This is a genomic window from Nostocoides jenkinsii Ben 74, assembly GCF_001046875.1.
GTDB lineage: Bacteria > Actinomycetota > Actinomycetes > Actinomycetales > Dermatophilaceae > Nostocoides_A > Nostocoides_A jenkinsii.
In genome coordinates, this window is sequence record NZ_HF571038.1 from 774488 (window position 1) to 794978 (window position 20491).

General features: G+C 68.8%; 22 protein-coding genes. 10 read left to right on the plus strand and 12 right to left on the minus strand.

Going from position 1 to position 20491, the window contains the following annotated elements; all coding sequences use genetic code 11:
• The first annotated feature begins 60 nt into the window (after nt 1–60).
• On the plus strand, nt 61–1653 hold the full coding sequence (locus BN13_RS03625) for a polysaccharide biosynthesis tyrosine autokinase (protein WP_048544509.1): 1593 nt from the start codon (nt 61–63) through the stop codon (nt 1651–1653).
• A 115-nt stretch (nt 1654–1768) separates the two neighbouring features.
• Here the strand turns inward: BN13_RS03625 and BN13_RS03630 are convergent, their stop codons facing one another.
• The 10 genes from BN13_RS03630 to BN13_RS03675 all read right to left on the minus strand — a co-directional run bounded on the left by BN13_RS03630 (nt 1769) and on the right by BN13_RS03675 (nt 9463).
• Entirely contained in the window at nt 1769–2527 is a 759-nt protein-coding gene (locus BN13_RS03630) for a 3'(2'),5'-bisphosphate nucleotidase CysQ (protein ID WP_048544510.1), read from the minus strand.
• A 3-nt stretch (nt 2528–2530) separates the two neighbouring features.
• Complete coding sequence (locus BN13_RS03635; RefSeq protein WP_048544512.1) at nt 2531–3478, minus strand: sulfite exporter TauE/SafE family protein; 948 nt, start codon at nt 3476–3478, stop codon at nt 2531–2533.
• A complete protein-coding gene (cysC, locus tag BN13_RS18525; protein WP_048544513.1) occupies nt 3466–4677 on the minus strand; it encodes an adenylyl-sulfate kinase in 1212 nt (403 codons plus the stop codon). Before cysC ends, BN13_RS03635 begins: the two co-directional genes overlap by 13 nt.
• A 61-nt stretch (nt 4678–4738) precedes the next feature.
• Nucleotides 4739–5230 carry a pilus assembly protein TadG-related protein gene (locus BN13_RS03645; RefSeq protein WP_235433923.1) on the minus strand — a complete coding sequence of 164 codons (492 nt, stop codon included), beginning with the start codon at nt 5228–5230 and terminating at the stop codon, nt 4739–4741.
• 2 nt (nt 5231–5232) lie between these two features.
• Nucleotides 5233–5733: a pilus assembly protein gene (locus BN13_RS03650; RefSeq protein WP_235433924.1), complete on the minus strand. Its 501-nt coding sequence runs from the start codon at nt 5731–5733 to the stop codon at nt 5233–5235.
• Complete coding sequence (locus BN13_RS03655) at nt 5730–6146, minus strand: TadE family protein (RefSeq protein WP_235433925.1); 417 nt, start codon at nt 6144–6146, stop codon at nt 5730–5732. The genes BN13_RS03650 and BN13_RS03655 overlap by 4 nt, the downstream gene beginning before the upstream one ends.
• A 4-nt stretch (nt 6147–6150) precedes the next feature.
• Nucleotides 6151–6360 carry a hypothetical protein gene (locus BN13_RS03660; protein ID WP_053079708.1) on the minus strand — a complete coding sequence of 70 codons (210 nt, stop codon included), beginning with the start codon at nt 6358–6360 and terminating at the stop codon, nt 6151–6153.
• A 52-nt stretch (nt 6361–6412) separates the two neighbouring features.
• The gene (locus BN13_RS03665) at nt 6413–7366 is read right to left on the minus strand and encodes a type II secretion system F family protein (RefSeq protein WP_048544515.1); all 954 of its coding nucleotides are present in this window, start codon (nt 7364–7366) and stop codon (nt 6413–6415) included.
• On the minus strand, nt 7363–8232 hold the full coding sequence (locus BN13_RS03670) for a type II secretion system F family protein (RefSeq protein WP_048544516.1): 870 nt from the start codon (nt 8230–8232) through the stop codon (nt 7363–7365). Before BN13_RS03670 ends, BN13_RS03665 begins: the two co-directional genes overlap by 4 nt.
• A gap of 4 nt (nt 8233–8236) precedes the next feature.
• Complete coding sequence (locus BN13_RS03675) at nt 8237–9463, minus strand: CpaF family protein (protein WP_048544517.1); 1227 nt, start codon at nt 9461–9463, stop codon at nt 8237–8239.
• Between the two features lie 395 nt (nt 9464–9858).
• Between BN13_RS03675 and BN13_RS03680 the strand changes: the two genes are divergently transcribed.
• From BN13_RS03680 to BN13_RS03705, 6 genes are all read left to right on the plus strand, one after another.
• Entirely contained in the window at nt 9859–11556 is a 1698-nt protein-coding gene (locus BN13_RS03680) for an ABC transporter substrate-binding protein (protein WP_048544520.1), read from the plus strand.
• A gap of 96 nt (nt 11557–11652) precedes the next feature.
• Nucleotides 11653–12660, plus strand: a complete 1008-nt coding sequence (locus BN13_RS03685) for an ABC transporter permease (protein ID WP_048544523.1) — start codon at nt 11653–11655, stop codon at nt 12658–12660.
• 7 nt (nt 12661–12667) lie between these two features.
• A complete protein-coding gene (locus tag BN13_RS03690) occupies nt 12668–13660 on the plus strand; it encodes an ABC transporter permease (RefSeq protein WP_048544525.1) in 993 nt (330 codons plus the stop codon).
• Between the two features lie 5 nt (nt 13661–13665).
• On the plus strand, nt 13666–14706 hold the full coding sequence (locus tag BN13_RS03695; protein ID WP_048548849.1) for an ABC transporter ATP-binding protein: 1041 nt from the start codon (nt 13666–13668) through the stop codon (nt 14704–14706).
• The gene (locus tag BN13_RS03700) at nt 14703–15839 is read left to right on the plus strand and encodes an ABC transporter ATP-binding protein (RefSeq protein WP_048544527.1); all 1137 of its coding nucleotides are present in this window, start codon (nt 14703–14705) and stop codon (nt 15837–15839) included. The genes BN13_RS03695 and BN13_RS03700 overlap by 4 nt, the downstream gene beginning before the upstream one ends.
• A 59-nt stretch (nt 15840–15898) precedes the next feature.
• Entirely contained in the window at nt 15899–16627 is a 729-nt protein-coding gene (locus tag BN13_RS03705; RefSeq protein ID WP_048544528.1) for a VIT1/CCC1 transporter family protein, read from the plus strand.
• Nucleotides 16628–16715: 88 nt separating this feature from the next.
• On the opposite strand, the gene malQ is transcribed toward BN13_RS03705, so the two are convergent.
• The gene (malQ, locus tag BN13_RS03710) at nt 16716–18830 is read right to left on the minus strand and encodes a 4-alpha-glucanotransferase (protein WP_048544530.1); all 2115 of its coding nucleotides are present in this window, start codon (nt 18828–18830) and stop codon (nt 16716–16718) included.
• Nucleotides 18831–19009: 179 nt separating this feature from the next.
• Between malQ and BN13_RS03715 the strand changes: the two genes are divergently transcribed.
• Together BN13_RS03715 and rsrA are read left to right on the plus strand one after the other, a co-directional pair.
• Nucleotides 19010–19660 (plus strand): sigma-70 family RNA polymerase sigma factor, encoded by a 651-nt coding sequence (locus BN13_RS03715; RefSeq protein WP_048544531.1) that lies wholly within the window; start codon nt 19010–19012, stop codon nt 19658–19660.
• Complete coding sequence (rsrA, locus tag BN13_RS03720) at nt 19657–19920, plus strand: mycothiol system anti-sigma-R factor (RefSeq protein ID WP_048544532.1); 264 nt, start codon at nt 19657–19659, stop codon at nt 19918–19920. Before BN13_RS03715 ends, rsrA begins: the two co-directional genes overlap by 4 nt.
• Before the next feature lie 93 nt (nt 19921–20013).
• On the opposite strand, the gene BN13_RS20865 is transcribed toward rsrA, so the two are convergent.
• The gene (locus tag BN13_RS20865) at nt 20014–20088 is read right to left on the minus strand and encodes a 50S ribosomal protein bL37 (protein ID WP_369299113.1); all 75 of its coding nucleotides are present in this window, start codon (nt 20086–20088) and stop codon (nt 20014–20016) included.
• A 169-nt stretch (nt 20089–20257) separates the two neighbouring features.
• Between BN13_RS20865 and BN13_RS03725 the strand changes: the two genes are divergently transcribed.
• Nucleotides 20258–20485, plus strand: coding sequence for a hypothetical protein (locus BN13_RS03725; RefSeq protein WP_048544533.1), 228 nt, complete (start codon nt 20258–20260; stop codon nt 20483–20485).
• Nucleotides 20486–20491: the final 6 nt, after the last annotated feature.

Here is a 20491-nt window from a genome sequence, read left to right on the forward strand (position 1 = left end):
CGGACGGGTAATCTACGGCGAACCTCTTTCCCCCCTGCTCTCTGAGGACGCTTACGGCCCGTGGAACTCCGTGACTATCTGCGCATCGCCCGCCTGCACTACAAGGCGATCCTGACCTTCATCGCCCTCGGCCTGCTGACGGCCTGGCTGGTGACATTGTTCACACCCCGGGTCTATGCCGCGACCGCCTCCGGGATGGTGCGCTCCGGCGTGGCCGAGAGCCCCGCGGAGGAGTCCCTGGGGGACACGCTGGCCAAGTCGCGGGCCGTCGCCTATGTCGACGTCGCGAAGAGTCGTCCGGTGGCGCAGAAGGCCATCGACAAGCTCGGCCTCGACACCACGCCCGACGCCCTGATCTCCCATATCACCGTCACCCAGCCGGTGCAGACGGCGACGATCAAGGTGCAGGCCCGGGCCGGGTCGCCGTCCGGCGCGCAGCAGTTGGCGGACACCTGGGTCGTGGCCTTGACCGAGCAGATCAAGGAGCTCGAGGACCCGGCAGGCAAGGGATCGAGCATCCGCATGATCCCCGTGGAGAACGCGGCGCTTCCTGGCGGGCCCGTCTCCCCGAATCCGGTGCGCAATCTCGCGCTCGGCTTCCTGCTCGGGGGGCTGGCCGGATCGGCATACGCCCTGCTGCGCTCCCGGATCGACCGTCGCATCCGCGATGTCGACACGGTCACCCGGCAGTTCGGTGTCACCGTCGCCGGTGCCATCCCGGCGAGCGAGATCCTGCGCCGCAACGAGGAGGGGCACGTGCCCGTGGTCTTCGGGGGCCGGGGCGACAGCAAGCGCAGCCAGGTCGTGGAGTCCTTCCTCAAGATCCGCACCAACCTGCAGTTCATGGATATCGACAACCCGCCGCGGGTCATCGTCGTGACGAGCCCGCTGCCGGGTGACGGCAAGTCGACGGTCTCGGCCAATCTCGCCATCGCGCTCGCCGAGGCGGGCGAGTCGGTGATCCTGCTCGACGGCGACCTGCGCCACCCGGTGGTCGCCGAATCCTTCGGCCTGCTCGAGGGCGCCGGCCTGACCGACCTGCTGACCGGCAAGGCCACCCTCGACGAGGTCGCCCAGCACCCGGCCCAGACCCCGAATCTCACGGTCGTCGGCGCCGGCAGCATCCCGCCCAACCCGAGCGAGCTGCTCGGCTCCAATGTCATGCGCCAGCTGCTGCAGACCCTGCGCCGCAACCACATGATCATCGTCGACGCGCCGCCGCTGCTGCCCGTCACCGATGCTGCCGTGCTCACGGCCAATGCCGACGGTGCCCTCGTCGTCATCACCGCCGGCAAGACCCTCGACACCCAGCTCGACGGTGCCCTCACCAGCCTCGAGCAGGTCAACGGCCACGTGCTCGGTGTCATCTTCAACAGGATCGAGTCCGGCTTCGCCTCCGGCTATGGCAACTACGGCGGCTATGGCTACTACGGCTCGTATTACGGCCACGACGAGGCGAAGGGCAAGGGCAAGGAGGCCAAGGCCCCCGCGGCGCCCACCCCCGACGGCTACGACGGCCCGCCCCCCGTCGCCCGCTTCCCCGCGCCGGCCCCGCCGCCTCCGGGCTCCCTGGCCGACCGGATCGACGCCGGCGACGTCGACACTCCCGCCCCGGCCGGCGCCACCGCTTCCGACGCCCGGCCCGCCGACTGACGCGTGCCGCCCACGGGCGGGGCGGCACGGGGCATACGACCACGAGGGCGGGCTGCACGGGGGAGATCCCCGGCAGTCCGCCCTCGTCTGTCGCTGCGAAAGCCTTTGCGGCGGCTCAGAATTCCAAGGTCGCGACCGCGGCGAGCACCTGCTCGGCGAGCTCGGGACGGCATACGATCAGATCGGGGAGCGAGACGTTGGGCTGGTTGTAGAGCAGTTTGCTCCCGTCCACCCGGCTCGTGAACAGCCCAGCAGCGGCGGCGACGACGACCGGGGCGGCGGAGTCCCATTCATACTGACCGCCGGCGTGGACGTAGGCGTCCGTCGACCCGTCGAGCACCGAGACAGCCTTCACGCCGGCCGATCCCATCGGGACCAACTCCGCGTCCAGCGCCTCGACCAGCCCGGGCAGCCAGGCCGGCGGGCGCGAACGCGACACCGCGAGCCGGATCGGGCCGCCGGTGGCCTCGGGAATCGCCGGCACGGCATCCGTGGAGAAGACCTGGTCGCGCGCGGGCAGGGCAACGGCGCCCGCGACGAGCTCGCCGCGCTCCCACAGGGCTACGTGAACGGCCCAGTCGTCGCGGGGGCGCTCGGAGAACTCGCGGGTGCCGTCGAGCGGGTCCACGATCCAGACGCGCTCGGAGCGGAGCCGCACCGGGTTGTCGGCGCCTTCCTCGCTCAGGACGGCGTCGTCGGGACGCGCCTGCGCGAGGGCGTCCATCAGGAAGTCGTGCGAGCCGCGGTCACCGGCGTCCCTGAGCGCCTTCGGGTCGCCGTCCTGCGGGAAGTCCGCGCGGATGGCGAGCAGCACCTTGCCCGCCTCGACGGCGAGGTCCCGGGCCAGGATGTGGTCGTTGCGTGGGTCGGCCACGTGTCAATTCCCCTTCGATATGTGTTGCGATTCGGGGGAGCGTTTGCCGGCCCCGAAATGTTGGAAAGCGGGTCGCCCGTGGGCGTGCTTGACCAGGCCCCATACGACCGGTCCGAGGATCACCATCGCGGCGCCGAGGATGCCCACCCACACCGGGGGCAGCTTCAACAGCCCGAGGCCGGTCAGGGTCAGCACGATCGCGATCCCGCGTCGCAGGATCGACTGCGAGGTGTATGCCGCGAGCCGCGCCCCCACGAACGTCCCCGGGCTGCCGCCGATGATCAGCGGGAGCAGAATCTCCCAGTCGATACCGCTGACGATCATGTGTGAGATGGCCGCCGAGAGCACCAGCGGGATGGCCTGCACCAGGTCGGTCCCGACGAGTTTGCGGGCGGAGAGCGTGGGATAAAGCAGCAGCAGGCTGATCATGATGAGCGAGCCGGAGCCGACACTCGTCATACCGACGAGCAGGCCGCCGATCGCGCCGACGGCGAGCGTCGGCAGCGGGCGGACCACCGGATCCGGCCGGTCGGGGTCATCCTGGAAGCCGCGGCGCATCTCCAGGTAAATCCGCAGGGAGAAGGTCACTGCCGTGAGCAGCAGGGCGACGCCGATGGCCTTCTTGACGAACGCCTGCTGGTCGGCGTCGGCGCCGATCGCCTGGATGATCCACGCCCCGGCGAACGACGTGGGCACCGAGCCGATGATCAGCCACTTCGCGAGCTTGAGGTTGGGGGAGCCGTGCTTGTAGTGCACGGCCGCGCCGACCGTCTTGTTGATCGCGGCGGCGGTCAGGTCGTTGGCGACGGCGGCGGTCGGGGGGATGCCGAGGAAGATCAGGGCCGGCGTCATGAGGGCGCCGCCCCCCATACCGGTCAGCCCGACGACGATGCCGATGAGGAAGGCGACGGCCAGCAGGCCGGGGGTGTCGGCGGTGATCAGATCGCCCATTCCAGAACTTCTTCCTTGCTGAGGTGCCCGCTCTGCTGCAGGAGGCTCAGGACGTCCCCGACGGCGGATTCGATGGTGCGCCCCGTGGTGTCGATGACGAGGTCGGCGTCGGTGGGCTCCTCATACGGGGAGGAGATGCCGGTGAACTCGGGGATCTCGCCGCGGCGGGCCTTGGCGTAGAGACCCTTGCGGTCGCGGCGCTCGCACTCGGCGAGCGGCGTGGCGATGTGGACGAGGAGGAAGTCGCCGCCGGCTTCTTCGACCATCTGGCGCACGGCCTGACGGGTGGAAGCGAAGGGGGCGATCGGGCTACAGATGGCGACGCCGCCGTGGCGGGCGATCTCGGCGCCGACCCAGCCGATGCGGCGGATATTGGTCTCGCGGTCGGCGGCCGAGAAGCTCAGGCCCGCGCTCAAGTGCCGTCGAACGAGGTCACCGTCGAGCAAAGTGACGCTGCGCTCCCCGTCCTCGAGGATGAGGTCGCGCACGGTGCGGGCGATCGTGGACTTCCCGGAGCCGGAGAGGCCGGTGAAGAACAGGACCAGACCGTGGGGCCGTGGCTCGCTCGGGAGGGGCGTCAGGTTCACGACGTCCCCCGGGGCGTATGCCGCGACGACCCGCTCCCGCTTGGCCGCGCTCGCGCGCGGGCTCAGGGGGACGGCGACGACGTGGCCGCGGCGCAGGCGCACGACGGCTTCGAGGGCGGAGCGGATGGCGGCCACGGCGGGGGAGTGTGCCGTGTGGGTAGGCCCGGCGAGGACGAGGAATTGCAGAGGACGCTTGCCTGCCGTCGCGACGATGTCGAGCAGGTCGTCCGTGCGGACCGGGCGGTCGACGACCACGCTGACGGTGCCGTCTTCGAGTTGGCCGGCGTTCTCCTCGGGGGAGGCGTAGTAGCGCTCGAAGGTGCGCGGGGAGGGGCGGCCGGTCCAGGTTGCGTGGGCCGGCAGGTCGAGACAGCCGTCGCGGTCGGGGGTGGCCGAACCGGTCGGGACCTGCGCGAACGGCACGCCTTCGGGATCGACGATCTCCACCCCGCCGGCGGCCAGCGCCTGGTCGGCGATGGTGTGCGGGATGTGGAGCGGGGTCAGCCGGTCGATGTCCTGCTCAGTCAAAGCACCGGCGTGCAGCAACTCAAGATCATCGAGTTGGTCGACCGGTGGGCAGAACTGCGGCAGGCTCGGAGTCGCGGCAGTCACAACCGACAATTCTGCCACTGGTTGGGGGGTAGTTCGAACGGGCCGCTTGGTGCTGGGCAGGTCACGGCACCACGTCGGCGCGGGCCCGGGACGAGACGGTGATGGTGATCGAGCCGCCTAGGGCGTCGAGCGCGGAGCCGAGGATGGGTAGTTCCGCGGTGCCAGTCAGGACCACGACGGCGCTGGTGCCGTCCGGGCTCCCTGTGCCGGGAGCGATGGACCAGGTTTGTATCCGGCTCGGCAGCGGCCGGGCGGCCAGGTAGGCGCTCGCGCTCTGCACGACGGCCGCGTCGGTCAGCGGGACGGCCTCGCCGACGCCGTTGACGTAGACGACATCGCTGACCGTGTCGGCCGCATCCAACGCCGCCGCATCGGCGGCATCGAGCAGCCGCATCCGGGCAAGTTGGGCGCTAGTGACGGTGATCGTGCCCAGGATGAGGACGGAGCCGATCAGGCAGAGCGCGAGGATCATCAGCGCGATCGTCCCCGCCTCGCGGTCGTCGTCCGACTTCTTCCCGTATGCGGCGCCGCTCCCCTTCGTGCGCATCCGCATGACTACCCCCGAAACCGCTCGATCGTGACGACCTGGGTCGCCGACACCGGCACGTCCAACGGGATGACGTCCCGCGCGAAGGACGGTATGAGGGGCAGTGGCACGGTGACGGTGGTGGACATCTCCACCTTTGCCTCCGGGGTGAAGCAGGGCGACGCGGCGCACGAGATGGCCAGCGTGGCCTGGTCGCCGGTGAAGCCTTGATCGGTGAAGGCGATCGCCGCGGCGGCTTGGGCTCGCCCTGAGGCACTGTCTTCCGAGGCGGCCGTGACGAACGCTCGGCTCGCTTCGCGCGCGGCCTGGGTCGCGGCATACGAACCTGCCTGGACGCGCGCAACCATCAAGGTGAGGTAGATCAGCGGCACGAGCATCAGGACGCCGAGGAAGACGAACTCGACGATTGCGCTGCCCTCCTGAGCCGGGGCGTCGGCAGCCGCCAGGCGTTGTCGAAGTCTCCGCAGGCGGTGCGGCACGGACGCCAGGCAGTGGCGAAGCCTGCTCACTGCCGCTCCTGGAAGGCGCGGCCGACGACATCGAGTCCGCCGCTGGGGCCGAAGGGGCCGAGCAACGGTAGGGGTGCCTTGACTCGCACGACGACCACGGCAACCCCGTCCACCGACCCGTCCGAGGCCGTGATGTCCTGGGCGAACCGGGTGGAGATGGATTTGCCGATCAGCTCCCGTGTCCGCGTGATCGCCTCCCCGGGCTGCGCGTCGGCCCGTGCGCCCAGCCGGGCGCCTTCGGCGGCGCACGAGATCAGGGTGTTGCGCACGTGCAGCGCGAGCCCGAGTTGGAAGACCATCGCGAAGACGAGCATGAGCAGCCCGCTGACCATGGCGAAGTCGGCAACCGCCGCGCCCGCATCGGTGTCGTCCGGCTCCCGCGCCCGCAACCTCCGGGCGAGGATCCGCATCATCGGCTCAGCCGTGCACGCCGTCGAGGGCGGCCTCGAACATCCCGCGCAGCTTCTCGCCGGCGAAGCCCCACAGCAGGGTGACGATGCCTGCGGTCATCAAGGTGATGAGCACCCAGCCGGGCACGTCGCCACGCTCGGATTCGGGGTCGGGGTTCATCGCCGCGCGCAGTGCCGCGGTGAAGCGAACGTGGGCCTTGATCAGTTGCGTCGACATGGTCGTCGTCCTTTCCTTTTGAGTGCGGGTCCGCGGGCGCGGGCCACTGAGGTCACATGCTGAAGTTGAGGAAATCCCACCCGGGAAAAACAGCAAAAAGGATGGTTATCGGGAGCACGAGGAAGACGACGGGAACCATCATCGCGATCTCCTTCTTGCCACCCTTCTCCATCAGATCCCGCCGGCTCTCCTCGCGGACGTCCTGGGCTTGTGCGCGCAGAACGTCAGCCAGTGGGGTGCCGCGCTCGACGGCGATGACGATGCCGTCGACGAACCGCGTAAGGGAGGCGAGGCCGGTGCGGTTGGCCAGGCCCTCCAGCGCAGACGGGAGGTTGGCGCCGGCGCGGGCGTCGCCGAGACAGCGGCCGAGTTCGTCGGCGAGGGCGCCATTGGAGAGGCGGCATACGCGTTCGAGCGCGCCGACTGCGCCCTCGCCGGCGCCCACGGCCAGCGCAAGTAGCTCGGCGATGGTCGGGAACTCGGTGAGCATCAGCTCCTCGCGGCGCACGGCTTTGCGAGTCAGCCTGTGATCCCAGCCGATGACGCCGAGCCCGACGCCGAGGAAGACGATCATGACGAGCAGGAACGGGCTCGACCCGTTGCCAAGCACGGCGCTGACGCCGACAACGGCCCCGGCGACGCCGCCGAGAGCACCGGCGATGACCTGCTCCGCGCGAAAGCGGTCGACGTCCGGGGTCTTGCCGGCGCGCAGCAGCCGCTGGCGCACGGAGGCGGCGCCGCCGAGGATGCGTTCGATCCAGCCTGCGATGTCGCCGACAAGTGGTCGCCCCAGGACGGCGAGGACCCCGCCGGGGCTGCTCACCGAGCGATCCCGAAGTCGGGTGTGCCGCACGGCATCCGAGAGGTATGGCGCGAGCCGCGCCTCCAGCGTCGGTCGCCGTAGCCAGGGGAGGCGCCGGACGGCGACCCAAGAGCCGGCGGCAAACAGGAGGCCAGCGAGGGCCCCCGTTCGCACCGCACCGAGGGTGAGTAGGTAGCCGCTCATCCGAGCACCCGGTCTTCCTCGGGGAGGCGGGCGATGCGGATCATCAGTCGGTAGGCGACGAAGGTGCAGGCCGCGCCACTGGCCAGGACCATGGTGCCGGTGCGACTGCCATACGCCTGGACGGCTTCCGGACGGGTGCACAGCATGGCGAGGACGATCCACGGGGCAGCCACGGCCAGTCGGGCGGCGTTGACGGTCCAGCTTTGCCGGGTCTCCAACTCGGCCCGGGCGCGGGCGTCCTCACGCAGGAATGTCGACAGCGTCCGCAGCAGGCGGCCGAGGTCGCTGCCGCCGACCTCGCGAGCCATGCGCAGCGACTCGACCAGGCGATCGCCGACCGGGTCCGCGAGGCGAGCCTTGAGCAGGTCGAGGCTGTCGTGGAAGCGACCGGTGGTCCGGTAGTCCTCAGCGAACCGGCGAAATGCCGGCCGCAATTCCACCGGCCCTCGGGTGGCCAACTGCGCCAGGGCTTCGGGCAAGGCGAGGCCCGCCCGGACGCCGGAAGCGATGTTGTCGACGGCGTCCGGCCAGACGTCCCGCAGGCTGCTGCGGCGCTTTCGCGCCCTCGCGCGCACGAGGAGGATGGGCGCGAAGCCAATGCCCAGGGCGAAGCAGGCGGCGATCGAGGTGACGCGGACGTATGCCGTGACCACCACGAAGGTGACGACGGCGAGCATGGCGGCGGTGCCGAGGAGCGAGCGGGGGCCGATCGCGGCATACCCCGCCTGAGTCAGGTCGTCACTGAGTCGGTCGACGAAACTGCGGCGCCGGCCGGGGCGCTCCTCGCCGGGCTCGGGAACCCAACACGACCACCAGATCAGGAACAGTCCGATCCCGAAGATCAGCGACACGAGAGTCGGGCTCATGGGATCAGTGCTCCGGGGCCAGGAGCTCGGCGAGGTCGTAGCCGGCGGCGGCGAACCGCTCGGCATGCGGCGGGAAGCCGTCGGCCCGCACCAGGACGCCGTTGCGCTGGACAAAGAGGTCGGCCATCTCCACGACATCGCCCTCGCAACGCCCCGGCACCGCGGCGATCTCGCGGACCCGACGGACGCCGTCGCGCTCTAGCGCGGCGTGCAGGACGAGGTCGATTGAGGACGCGACGGTCGGCACGACAAATCGCGACCCGACGTTCTCACCCGCCAGCAGCGGCAGCGTGCACATCTTCACGATTGCCTCGCGGGCGCTGTTGGCGTGCAGGGTGGCCATACCGGGCAGGCCGGAGTTGAGGGCGATGAGCAGGTCGAGACTCTCGGCTTGGCGCACCTCACCGACGATGATCCGGTTTGGGCGCATCCGTAACGCTTCCTTGACCAACCTGCGCAGCGGAACTTCGCCGGTGCCTTCGAGGCTGGGCTGGCGGCACTGCATCGCGGCGACGTCTCTCTGGGGAATCTTTAATTCGAACACCTCTTCCGCCGTGACGATGCGCTCGCGCGGCGGGATCGCGGCCGACAAACAGTTGAGCAGCGTTGTCTTCCCGGCTTGGGTGCCACCGGCCACGAGGATGTTGAGGCCGGCCGCCACGGCGGCTTCGAGGAACCGGCTGGCCTGGCCGGAGAGGGTGCCGATGCGGACGAGGTCGTCTAGCCGATCGGCCTTGACCACGAACTTGCGGATGTTGACATACCAGTGGGCTCGGGTGATGTCGGGGATGACGACGTGAAGTCGACTTCCGTCGGCGAGGACCGCGTCGACGAAGGGTGAGGACAAGTCGACGCGCCGTCCGCTGGCCTTGAGCATCCGCTCGACCAAGTCGCGAACGCCGTCGTCGGTGAGGATTGTCGAGGTCAGTTCCGCGATGCCGCGACGTGCGACAAAGACCCGGCTGGGTTGGTTGACCCAGATCTCCTCGACCTCGGGGTCGTCGAAATATTGCTGCAAGGGGCCGAACCCGGCGACCGCGTCGAACACGCTCTTGGTGGCTTGGTCGAGGTCATCGAGGCGAGGGAGGCCGCCGGCGAGGCTGCGGTCGTCGTAGTCGGTGACGGTGTCGCGCACGAGCGCGCGGACTTCATCGACGTCGCGGATCGGGTCCAGCCCGGAATGGCGGATGAGGTCGCGCACCTCGTTCTCGACCGTCGCGATCGCCAGCATCTCGCCCCCTGAAAGTTGCAGTCGGCGCGTCCCCCGCGCCGCTCGTTTTGGACACTAAGCGAGGACTATCGAATCTCGCGAGGTGAAAGCCGAGTTATCCACAGGCAAGGACGGCCAAAGCGATGTTTTTGACTGTTTCTTGACCAAAACTTGGGCAAATGTTGGCAATTCACCGTGTGGTAGGCGCTGGCTTACCCAGTCGACGGCGCGCCCCCAGGACATCCTCACCGAGGCGGGCGCGGCTCGCATCCCGAGGGGGCTCGACCGCGTATCCATCCGGTAACGACGCCCGGCGGCGCGGGGCGGGTGTCGGCGGCGCGGCATACAGTGCCCTGCAAGTCTGCTGTGGCCGGACAATGACCACAGCGGAGTGGCTCCATTGATGTGAGGTATGCATGAAGCTCACCCGAAGGGCGGCGACCGTCGTTCTCGCCGGTTCCGTGATGGTCGGCATGGCCGGCTGTGCGAAGTCCGACCGCACCACCGACTCCAACACCGCCAGCGGGTCCTCATCCGCGGGCTCCGGCGGCGGCACGGCCAGCGACACCTTCACCTTCGGCGCCGCCGGTGCGCCCGAGGTGTTCGACCCCTACTACGCCTCCGACGGCGAGACCTTCCGCATCACGCGGCAGATCTTCCAGGGCCTGCTCGGCATCAAGCCCGGCACCGCCGACCCGCAGCCCGAGCTTGCCGAGAGCTGGGAGCCGTCCAAGGACGGCCTGTCGTGGACCTTCAAGCTGCGTCAAGGCGTGAAGTTCACCGACGGCGAGGTCTTCAACGCCGCGGCCGTCTGCTACAACTTCGAGCGCATGTTCGACCAGAACGAGGTCGCCCAGGCCGGTCCGGCCGAATACTGGGCCTACACGATGCTCGGCTTCAAGGGCAGCGAGACGGAGTCGCTCTACAAGAGCTGCGAGGCCAAGGACGACTCGACCGCCGTCATCAACCTCACCCGCTACACCTCCGACTTCCCGATCCTGTTGACGCTGGAGTCCTTCTCCATGCAGAGCCCCAAGGCGCTCAAGGACGGCGACGCCAACAACGTCCAGAAGGAAGGCGACGGCTTCAAGTACCCCGCCTATGCGATGGCTCCCGTCGGGACCGGGCCCTACAAGCTCAGCAAGTACGACGAGGCCAACAAGACCATCACCCTCGTGCGCAACGACGACTTCTGGGGCGACAAGGCCAAGACGGCCAACCTGGTCTTCAAGGTCATCCCCGACGAGTCGACGCGCCGCCAGGAGCTCGAGGCCGGCAGCATCAACGCCTACGACCTGCCCAACCCGGCCGACTGGAAGGGTCTGGAGGAGAAGGGCAACCAGGTCCTGGTCCGCCCGGCCTTCAACATCCTCTACATGGGCCTCAACCCCGAGAAGAACGACAAGCTCCAGGACATTCGCGTCCGCAAGGCGATCTACATGGCGCTCAACCGAGACGAGCTCGTCCAGACGCAGCTTCCCGAGGGCGCCAAGGTGGCCACGCAATTCATGCCCGACACCGTGGCCGGCTACAACACCGCGCTGCAGCCGATGAAGTACGACCCCGAGGCCGCCAAGGCCCTCCTGAAGGAGGCCGGCGCCGAGGGTATGACGCTGCAGTTCGCCTACCCGTCTGAGGTGTCCCGGCCCTACATGCCGGACCCCCAGAAGATCCACGACGCGCTGCGCGCCAACCTCGAGGCCATCGGCATCAAGGTTGACGTGGTCACCAAGCCGTGGAACGGCGGCTACCTCGACGGTGTCGACAACGGCCTGTTCGACGCGTGGTTGCTCGGCTGGACCGGTGACTACAACTCCGCCAACAACTTCATCGGCACGTTCTTCGGCAGCGACGTCAACGACTTCCACACCTGGAAGACGGACTTCGGCAAGACCCTGTCGAAGGAGCTGGATGACGCCAACGGCATCGTCGACGAAGGCGAGCGCACCACGGCATACGAGGCCGTCAACAAGAAGATCATGGAGGACTACCTCCCCGGTCTCCCGATCAGCCACAGCCCGCCCGCCCTCGTGGTCGGCAAGGGTGTCGAGGGGCTGACCGCCAGCCCATTGACCGCGGAGATGTTCGACACGGTCACCGTGACCAAGAGCTGACCGCTCGCGGTGTTCACCGGATAGGGTGACGGCCGCCCCGGCATTGCCGCCGGGGCGGCCGTCGTCGTCATTGCGACAGGTTGGAGGTGAGGTGCGGTGCTCCGATTTATCGTGCGTCGACTGGTGCAGATGGTCGGCGTCGTCTTCGTCTTGTCCTTGCTGCTGTTCATATGGCTTCGGATGCTGCCCGGGGGGACGGTTTCGGCGATCCTCGGTGACCGGGCCACGCCCGAGTCCCGGGCCAGGCTGGAGAAGGCGCTCGGGCTGGATCAGCCGATCTGGGTGCAGTACTGGGCCTACCTGAAGCGCGCCTTAACCGGCAACTTCGGCGCCTCGACCGGCGTCCTGCCCGGCCGCGACGCCTTTGACATCTTCCTGACGCGCTTCCCGGGGACCATCGAGTTGAGTTTCTTCGCGATCCTGATCGCGGTCATCCTCGGCATCCCGATGGGCTATCTCGCCGCGCGCCGCCGGGCGTCCTTCTTCGACAACGCCAGCGTCATCGTCTCGCTGATCGGTGTGGCCGTCCCGGTCTTCTTCCTCGCGTTCCTGCTGAAGTACATCTTCGCCGTCCAACTCGGCTGGCTGCCGGTCTCGGGGCGGCAGAGCAATATCGACGCCACTCGCGTCACCGGCTTCTTCGTCCTCGACGGCATCCTCACGCGCGAGTGGGACGCTGCGTGGGACGCCTTCAAACACTTGATCCTGCCGGCGTTCACTCTTGCGACCATCCCGTTCGCGGTGATCTTCCGCATCACTCGCGCCTCCGTGCTGGAGGTGCTCGACGAGGACTTCGTGCGTACCGCCGAGTCCAAGGGCCTGACCAATCGGATCATCCGCGGCCGGCATGTGCTGCGCAACGCCCTCCTGCCGGTCGTCACGACGATCGGTCTGCAGGTCGGCGGCCTGTTGGCCGGTGCCATTCTGACCGAGAGCGTCTTCTCCTTCGGGGGCATCGGTGAGGCGCTGGCGTTGGCCTTCGAGCATCGCGACTATTCGGTCCTGCAGGTGCTGATCATGGCCTCCGCCGCCACCTTCGTCATCGTCAACCTGCTCGTCGACATCACCTACGCGGTCATCGACCCGCGGGTCCGGACGAGGTGAGGACTCCATGAGCGAATCGCCCAAGCACGGCTGGCGCCCCGGCGCCGCCAAGAAGGAGCACATCGACGCACTCGCCGCCAGCGGCGCGACGGTCAGCGATGCGGGCAACGTCGACGAAAAGCCTGGCGTCTCGCTGATCGCGAGCGCCTGGAAGCGCCTGCGCCGCGACCGGATCTTCCTCATCGGCCTGACGATCACGATCATCTTCGTCTTGGTGGCGATCTTCGCCCCGCTCATCGCCCCGCACGATCCGACCAAGCCGATCCCCGAACTCATCGCCAAGGTCCGCCGTCAGACCAACCCCATCCCCGGCCCGGAGCCCGGTTTCCCGTTGGGTGCCGACGATCGCGGGCGGGATCTGCTGTCGCGGCTGATCGTCGGGAGCCGGCAGACACTGATCGTGTGTGTGTTCGCCACGATCTTCTCCCTGCTCGGCGGCCTCATCCTCGGCACCCTCGCGGGTGCTCTCGGAGGCTGGGTCGACTCCCTGGTGATGCGCGTCGTCGACATCCTGCTGTCGATCCCCTCGCTCCTGCTCGCCTTCTCGGTCGCGGCCATGGCCGCGCGGCCGAGCCAGTGGACGGTGATCATCGCGATCTCGATCGCCTATCTACCCGTCTTCGCCCGGTTACTACGCGGCTCGATGCTTGCTCAGCGACATAGTGATCACGTGCTTGCTGCGCGAGCGCTCGGCGTTAAACGCGGGGCCATCGTCTTCCGCCACATGCTGCCCAACTCGGTCGGCCCGGTCATCGTCCAGGCGACGCTGGTGCTGGCCACGGCCGTCATCGACGCCGCCGCCCTGTCCTTCCTCGGTCTCGGCAACCCCGACGACCGCCAGCCCGAGTGGGGGCAGATGCTCGGCAAGGCGCAGGAGTACCTCGCCGACTATCCCCATATGGCCTTCTATCCCGCGGCCTGCATCATCGTCGTCGCCTTCGGGTTCACGCTGATGGGCGAGTCCCTACGGGAAGCCCTCGATCCCAAGAGCCGCAGGTGAGCACCATGACCACCAGGGCGTATGCCGCCGACTCGCGCGCCGCCGAACCCCTCCTGTCCGTCCGCGACCTCACGGTGGAGTTCCGCCGCCAGGGGGAGGCGCCGTTCGTGGCCGTCGACGGGGTCAGCTTCGATGTCCGCCCCGGCCAGACCGTCGGCTTGGTCGGGGAGTCCGGCTCGGGCAAGTCGGTCACCTCGCTGGCGATCATGGGCTTGCTGCCGGCCCGCGGCAATCACGTCACCGGCCAGGCGACCTTCGACGGCGTCAACCTGCTCTCGCTCAACAACAACGCGATGCGTGATCGGCGCGGACGCGATCTCGGCATGATCTTCCAGGACCCGCTCTCGTCGTTGAATCCCGTGGTGCCCATCGGCATACAGGTCACCGAGGTGTTGGAGCGGCACAAGGGCATGTCACGCAAGGCGGCCATGCCGAAGGCGCGCGAGATGCTCGACAAGGTCGGCATCCCCGATCCCGACCGGCGGCTGAAGGACTATCCGCACCAGCTCTCCGGTGGGATGCGCCAGCGCGCCCTGATCGCGATGGCGCTGGCGTGCGAGCCGCGCCTGTTGATCGCTGACGAGCCCACGACGGCGCTCGACGTGACGATCCAGGCGCAGATTCTGCAACTGCTCAAGGAACTCGTCCGCGACAGCGGCACCGCCCTCATCATGATCACCCACGACCTCGGCGTCGTCGCGGGTCTGTGTGACGAAGTCAATGTCATGTATGGCGGTCGCATCGTCGAGCGCGGTCTGCGCCACGAACTCTTCGCGGCGCCCCGCCATCCCTATACCCACGGTCTCCTGGGCTCCATCCCGCGACTGGACGGGGCCCGGGGGGAGCCGCTGCACCCCATACCCGGGTCGGTTGCGGACAATCTCCCGTGGGCGAACGCGTGCGCCTTCGCCCCCCGATGCTCCCAACCCCTTCCCGTATGCCGCGAGCGCACCCCCGAGTTCGTCGAGGACGGCCCGGCGGCCCTGCGTTGTCACAACCCGGTCGACGCCCCACGGGCGCAAGACCGAGAGGAGGTGGGCTCATGACCGCGGCCACGGACGATGTCCTCGTCGACGTCCAGGGCGTCAAGGTGCACTTCCCGATCAAGAAGGGCGTCATCTTCGATCGGACGATCGGCTATGTGTATGCCGTGGACGGCGTCGACCTGCAGATCCGGCGCGGCGAGACCTACGGGCTGGTGGGGGAGTCGGGCTGCGGCAAGTCCACGCTGGGGCGCGCCATCCTCAACCTCGAACCCCCGACCGAGGGCAAGGTCGTCTTCGACGGCACGGATATCGCCAGCCTGAGCGGCGAGACCCTGCGCACCAAGCGCAAAGACATCCAGATGGTCTTCCAGGACCCGCTCTCCAGCCTCGACCCGCGGCAATCGGTGGAGTCGCTGCTGCTGGAAGGGATGAAAGCGCACGGGCTGGTCAAGGACGCGAAAGCGGCCAACGCGCGACTGCGCGAGTTGCTCAAGGCCGTCGGGCTGCCGGCGGCGGCGCTGCGGAAGTACCCCCACGAGTTCTCCGGTGGGCAGCGCCAGCGCATCGGCATCGCCCGGGCGCTGTCGGTCGACCCGAAGTTGATCGTGGCCGACGAGCCGGTGTCCGCGCTGGACGTGTCGGTGCAGGCGCAGGTCATCAACCTGTTGGAGGACCTGCAAGAGAAGTTCGGGCTCACTTATCTCGTCGTCGCGCACGACCTCGCCGTTGTCCGGCACATCAGCGACCGGGTGGGCGTGATGTACCTCGGCGCGCTGGTCGAGGAGGCCGCCGCCGACGATTTGTATGCCGCGCCGCTGCACCCCTACACCCGCGCCCTGATGTCCGCCGTGCCGGTGCCGGACCCGCTCGTGGAGGATCGACGCGAGCGGATTCTGCTCACCGGCGACCTTCCGTCGCCGGCGAACCCGCCGAAGGGGTGCCGCTTCCATACGCGATGCCCGTGGCGGCAGCCCACCCGCTGCGACACCGAGCGTCCGCAGTTGCGCGTGGTCGAGATCGACGGCGTCCCGGCGACGCACCGGGTCGCCTGCCACTTCGCCGAGGCGATCGCGCTGGGCGAACTCGGTGAGCACGAGGTTGAGGCCGTTGCCGTGGACCCGACCGCGGGCGAGTCGGACGACTTCGGTTCGTTCGGCGGGCCGGCCGCGATCGGCGAGGTCACCGACATCTGAGACCGACGTCTGAGTGTGGGGCGCACGCGCCGAGGTGGCGGCGGGCTAGCCTCACTGGCGTGACCAGCGAGACCGACCCGCACGAGGGTGAGCCCGAACTTCACGTCCAGGACACCGCCGGCCGGCTCAACTGGCTGCGCGCCGGCGTCCTCGGCGCCAACGACGGGATCGTGTCCACAGCGGGCCTGGTCATCGGTGTCGCCGCCGCGACGACGAACCGCGGGGCGATCTTCACCGCCGGGCTCGCGGGCCTTGCCGCCGGTGCGATGAGTATGGCCGTGGGGGAGTACGTCTCGGTCAGCACCCAACGCGACACCGAGCAGGCACTGCTGGCGATCGAGCGGCGGGAGTTGCGCGAGGACCCCGAAGCGGAGTTGCAGGAACTGGCGGGCCTCTATCAAGGCAAGGGGCTGGAGGCTGGCCTTGCCATGGAGGTCGCGCAGGCGTTGACGCGCAAGGACGCGCTGGCCGCGCACGCCGAGGCCGAACTCGGCATCGACCCGCACGCCCTGACCAACCCGTGGCAGGCGGCCGTCGCGTCGTTCGCTTCGTTCACCCTCGGCGCCTTGCTCCCGCTGATCGCGGTGCTCAATCCGTCCGCGGGCTGGCGCATCCCGGGGACGGTGGTGATCGTGCTCATCGCGCTGGCGCTCACCGGCTACCTCAGCGCCCGCCTGGGCGGCGCACTGATCGGGCGAGCGGTCGTGCGGGTGCTCGCCGGTGGCGTCGCGGCCATGGCCGTCACCTACCTGATCGGTCGGCTATTCGGCACTGCCGTCGGCGGCTAGCCCCGCCCGGCCCCTTCCGAACTTGAGCACGGGGGGGCCGGCCTGACCGTTCGGCGGGCAACAGGTCAAGTCGCTCAGAACAAGTAGTTCAGGCCAGGTAGCGGGCCAGACGACGGGGCGCCGAGGCGCTGGTGATCTCCTCCAAGGTCACCAAAGAGCCGTCGGGCCCGGACAGTGGCAGGCACCAGTTCGGGTATTCCTTGTCCGTGCCCGGCTGGTTGATCGCGCGCCGGTCGCCGATCAGGTCGGTCACCGCGACGCCCAGCATCTTGGCCGGCGACAGCGCCAGGTAGCGGTGCATCGACGCCACGAATTCGGCCACCTCGTTCGGGTCCGCGGGCAGCCCGCGCCGCGCCAAGGCCTCGGCCACCGCGGCAATCGCGGCACGCTCGGCGGCCGCCTCCTGCTCCACGGGCCGGGTCAGCAGACCGAGTTCCTCGCGCAACGCAACGTGCGCCAACTCCAGATAACCCGCCGTCGGCGGCAGGTCGTGGGTCGTGACGCTGGCCAGGCACAACTCGCGATAGTCCTCCGGCGCCAGCGGCAACCCGCCGTCCCACTCGAACCACAGGATCGAGGTGCCGAGGATGCCGCGCTCCTTCATGAAGTCGCGGGCGAAGGGCTGCACGACCCCCAGGTCCTCGCCGATCACGACCGCGCCGGCGCGGTGCGCCTCCAGGCACAGGATGCCGATCAACGCCTCGTGGTCGTAGGACACATACGTGCCCTCCTTGGCGCTCAACCCCTGCGGCACCCACCACAGGCGGAACAGCCCGATGACGTGGTCCACGCGGATCCCGCCCGAGTCCCGCAGGACCGTCCGCAGCATGTCTCGGTATGGCGCATAGCCCAGCTCCGCGAGCCGGTCCGGCCGCCAGGGGGGCTGGCTCCAGTTCTGGCCGAGCTGGTTGAACTGGTCCGGCGGCGCGCCGACGTCGATCCCGCGGGCGAGCGCGTCGGCCAGCCCCCACGAGTCGGCCCCGTCGGGGTGCACGCCGACGGCGAGGTCATGGATGACGCCGAGGCGCATCCCGGCCTCCTTTGCCAGCCGTTGCGTCGCGGCGAGCTGGTCCTCCAAAACCCACTGCAGCCAGCGGAAGAAGTCCACGGCCGCCTCGTTGGCGTCCCGGAACTGCGCCACCGCGGGGGAGTCCGGCCGGCGCAATTCCTCCGGCCACTCCCGCCACGACTGCCCGTGGGCCTCGGTGAGTGCGCACCACGTCGCGAAGTCGACGAGTCCCTGGCCTTCGCGGACGCAGAAACCGTCGAACGCGCGCTGACGTCGGGGGCTGCGCCCCGCGGCATACACCAGCTCGAGCGCGGCCCGTTTCGCCGCCCAGGACGCAGCGCGATCGATGGTCGCGCCGTCGTTCAGGGCGTGGCCGGTCGCGGCGACCTCGGCGACGCGGGCGCGGGTCGCGGCGTCGAGGTAGGCGATCTCGGGGAGATCCTCGACTCGGATGTAGATCGGGTTGACGAAGCGGCGCGTCGTCGGCAGGTAGGGAGATGCCTCCATGGGCGGGGTGGCCTGGGCGGCGTGCAGGGGGTTGACGAGCACCCAGTCGGCCCCGAGTTCGGCGCCGCCGAAGGTCGCGAGGTCGGCGAGATCGCCGAGGTCGCCCACGCCATACGAGAAGGCGGAGCGCAGTTGATAGACCTGCGTCATCAGGCCCCACGCGCGGCGATGGGCCAGCGCCGGCGGAAGTTCGAGACGCTGCGGGGTGACCACCAGGGTTGTCACGGCCTCGCCCTCGACCCCCTCGACGACGGCGTGCAACCGGTGCCACCCCAGGGGCAGATCGCCGGGCAGCGCGAAGGTCGCCTCGCCGATCTCCTGCCCGTCGACGATCCGTGATGGCACCCAGCGGTCGACCTGCGTGGCCGCGCGCCGACCGCCGTCCTCCAATTCGATCTCCACATGCACGTGCCGACCGTGGGGCACGTGCACCGGCACCCACGGCGTCCAGCCTTCACGGGCGACCACGCACGCCGGCAGCGTGCGTCGCCACTCCTTGCGCCAGATCTCCTCGCGCTCGTTGGCGATGGCGTCAGGGGAGGACACATCGAGGCCGAGCGCCGTCAGGACGGCGGTGATGGATTCCTGCGAGACCTCCGTATGCCGCCCCTGCCAGTCCCAGTAATCGGTCGCCACCCGATAACTCGCGGCGAGGTCGGCGAGTTCGGGGGAGGGGGAAGGGGACATCGGAAACACACTCCTCGTAGGACCTTAAGAGTCGGGTGGTCCAGTGTGTCACGTCACGGAATATCCCGATGACGGTCGCGGTTTTGCCAATAAGTCACTTGCCGCCTGCGAACGGATACCCTCACGTGCTCGTTCTCCTACCCGCGTCACCGCTGGCCCCCGCGTTAGGGTGGTCGGCGATGACTGCTACGCCGCCTACCGATGACTTGCTCGCCGCAGACCCGGCGCCCTTCGACGATGTCGACGTGAGCTCGGAGACCCCGGCGGAGCGGCAGGCGCGCTTCGAGGCGCTCGCGTTGCCGCTGCTGGACCAGCTCTATTCGGCCGCGCTGCGCACCACGCGCAACCCCGCCGACGCCGAAGACTTGGTGCAGGAGACCTACGCCAAAGCCTTCGCTGCCTTCCACCAGTTCCGGCCGGGGACCAACCTCAAGGCGTGGATGTATCGCATCCTCACCAACACCTACATCAACAGCTATCGGAAGAAGCAGCGCGAGCCGCTGCAGTCCGATGCGGCCGAGATCGAGGACTACCAACTCGCCGCGGCCGAGTCGCACACCTCCAAGGGCCTGCGCAGTGCCGAGGTCGAGGCCCTCGACCACCTCCCCGACTCCGAGGTCAAGCGGGCGCTTCAGGAGTTGCCCGAGGAGTTCCGCCTCGCGGTCTACTTCGCCGATGTCGAAGGCTTCGCTTACAAGGAGATCGCCGAGATCATGGGCACCCCGATCGGCACCGTGATGTCACGGCTGCACCGGGGCCGGCGCCAACTGCGCGAACTTCTCTCGTCGTATGCCGCGGATCGCGGCTTCCGGGTTGAGGAGGAGTCGTGAGCGAGCAACTCAACGAAGCCGACTGCTCCGAGGCCCTGCATCGCGTCTTCGAGTACCTCGACGGTGAGATGGAGCCCGCCGACCAGGGCAAGATCGCGGCGCATCTCGCGCACTGCGTGGAGTGCCTGCGCCAATACGACGTCGACACGATGGTCAAGGCCATGGTCAAGCGGTCCTGCGCGCCGGAGCCCGCGCCGGCACGGCTACGGATGATGGTGGTGCAGTCGATCACGTCGGTGGAGATTCGCTACACCGACTGACGAGCCACCGCAGACAAACTGTCTAGTGAGACGACGAAGCCCCCGGCTAATCCCGGGGGCTTCGTCGTGAACCTGTCGCCAAGCGATGGGTCGTCAGGCGTTGGGCTTGCGCCCGTGGTTGGCGCCCTTCTTCTTGCGGTCGCGACGCTTGCGTGCACGCTTGCTCATCTTTGCTCCAGAGTCGGTGGGGACGGCCAGGCGAGGCTGACCAGTCAAAGTGGATGATCAAGTCTCCCACACGCGTGCCAGTGACCAGGCATGCTTCCGGCTGGACGGTGGACCGTGCGAGAATCCGCACCAGATCGCGCCTGGGAGCGCGCTTGTCGAAGGACGGACCATGAAGCGGACGCTCGCAACCATCTTTGCCGCCATCGTGCTGGGCGGGATGGTCGTCGCCGGCGCGAATGCGTCCTCGAGCTCCGGTGGGTCGGCGTCGGTTGTGGCAGATAGTCGGGGTGGGACCGGCAACCCCGGCACAAACGGCAGCCCCGGCACAAACGGGAACCCCGGCACGAACGGCAACCCCGGCGGCCAGGTGTGGGACTGGACGTCCATCGGGGCCTAGTCCCCG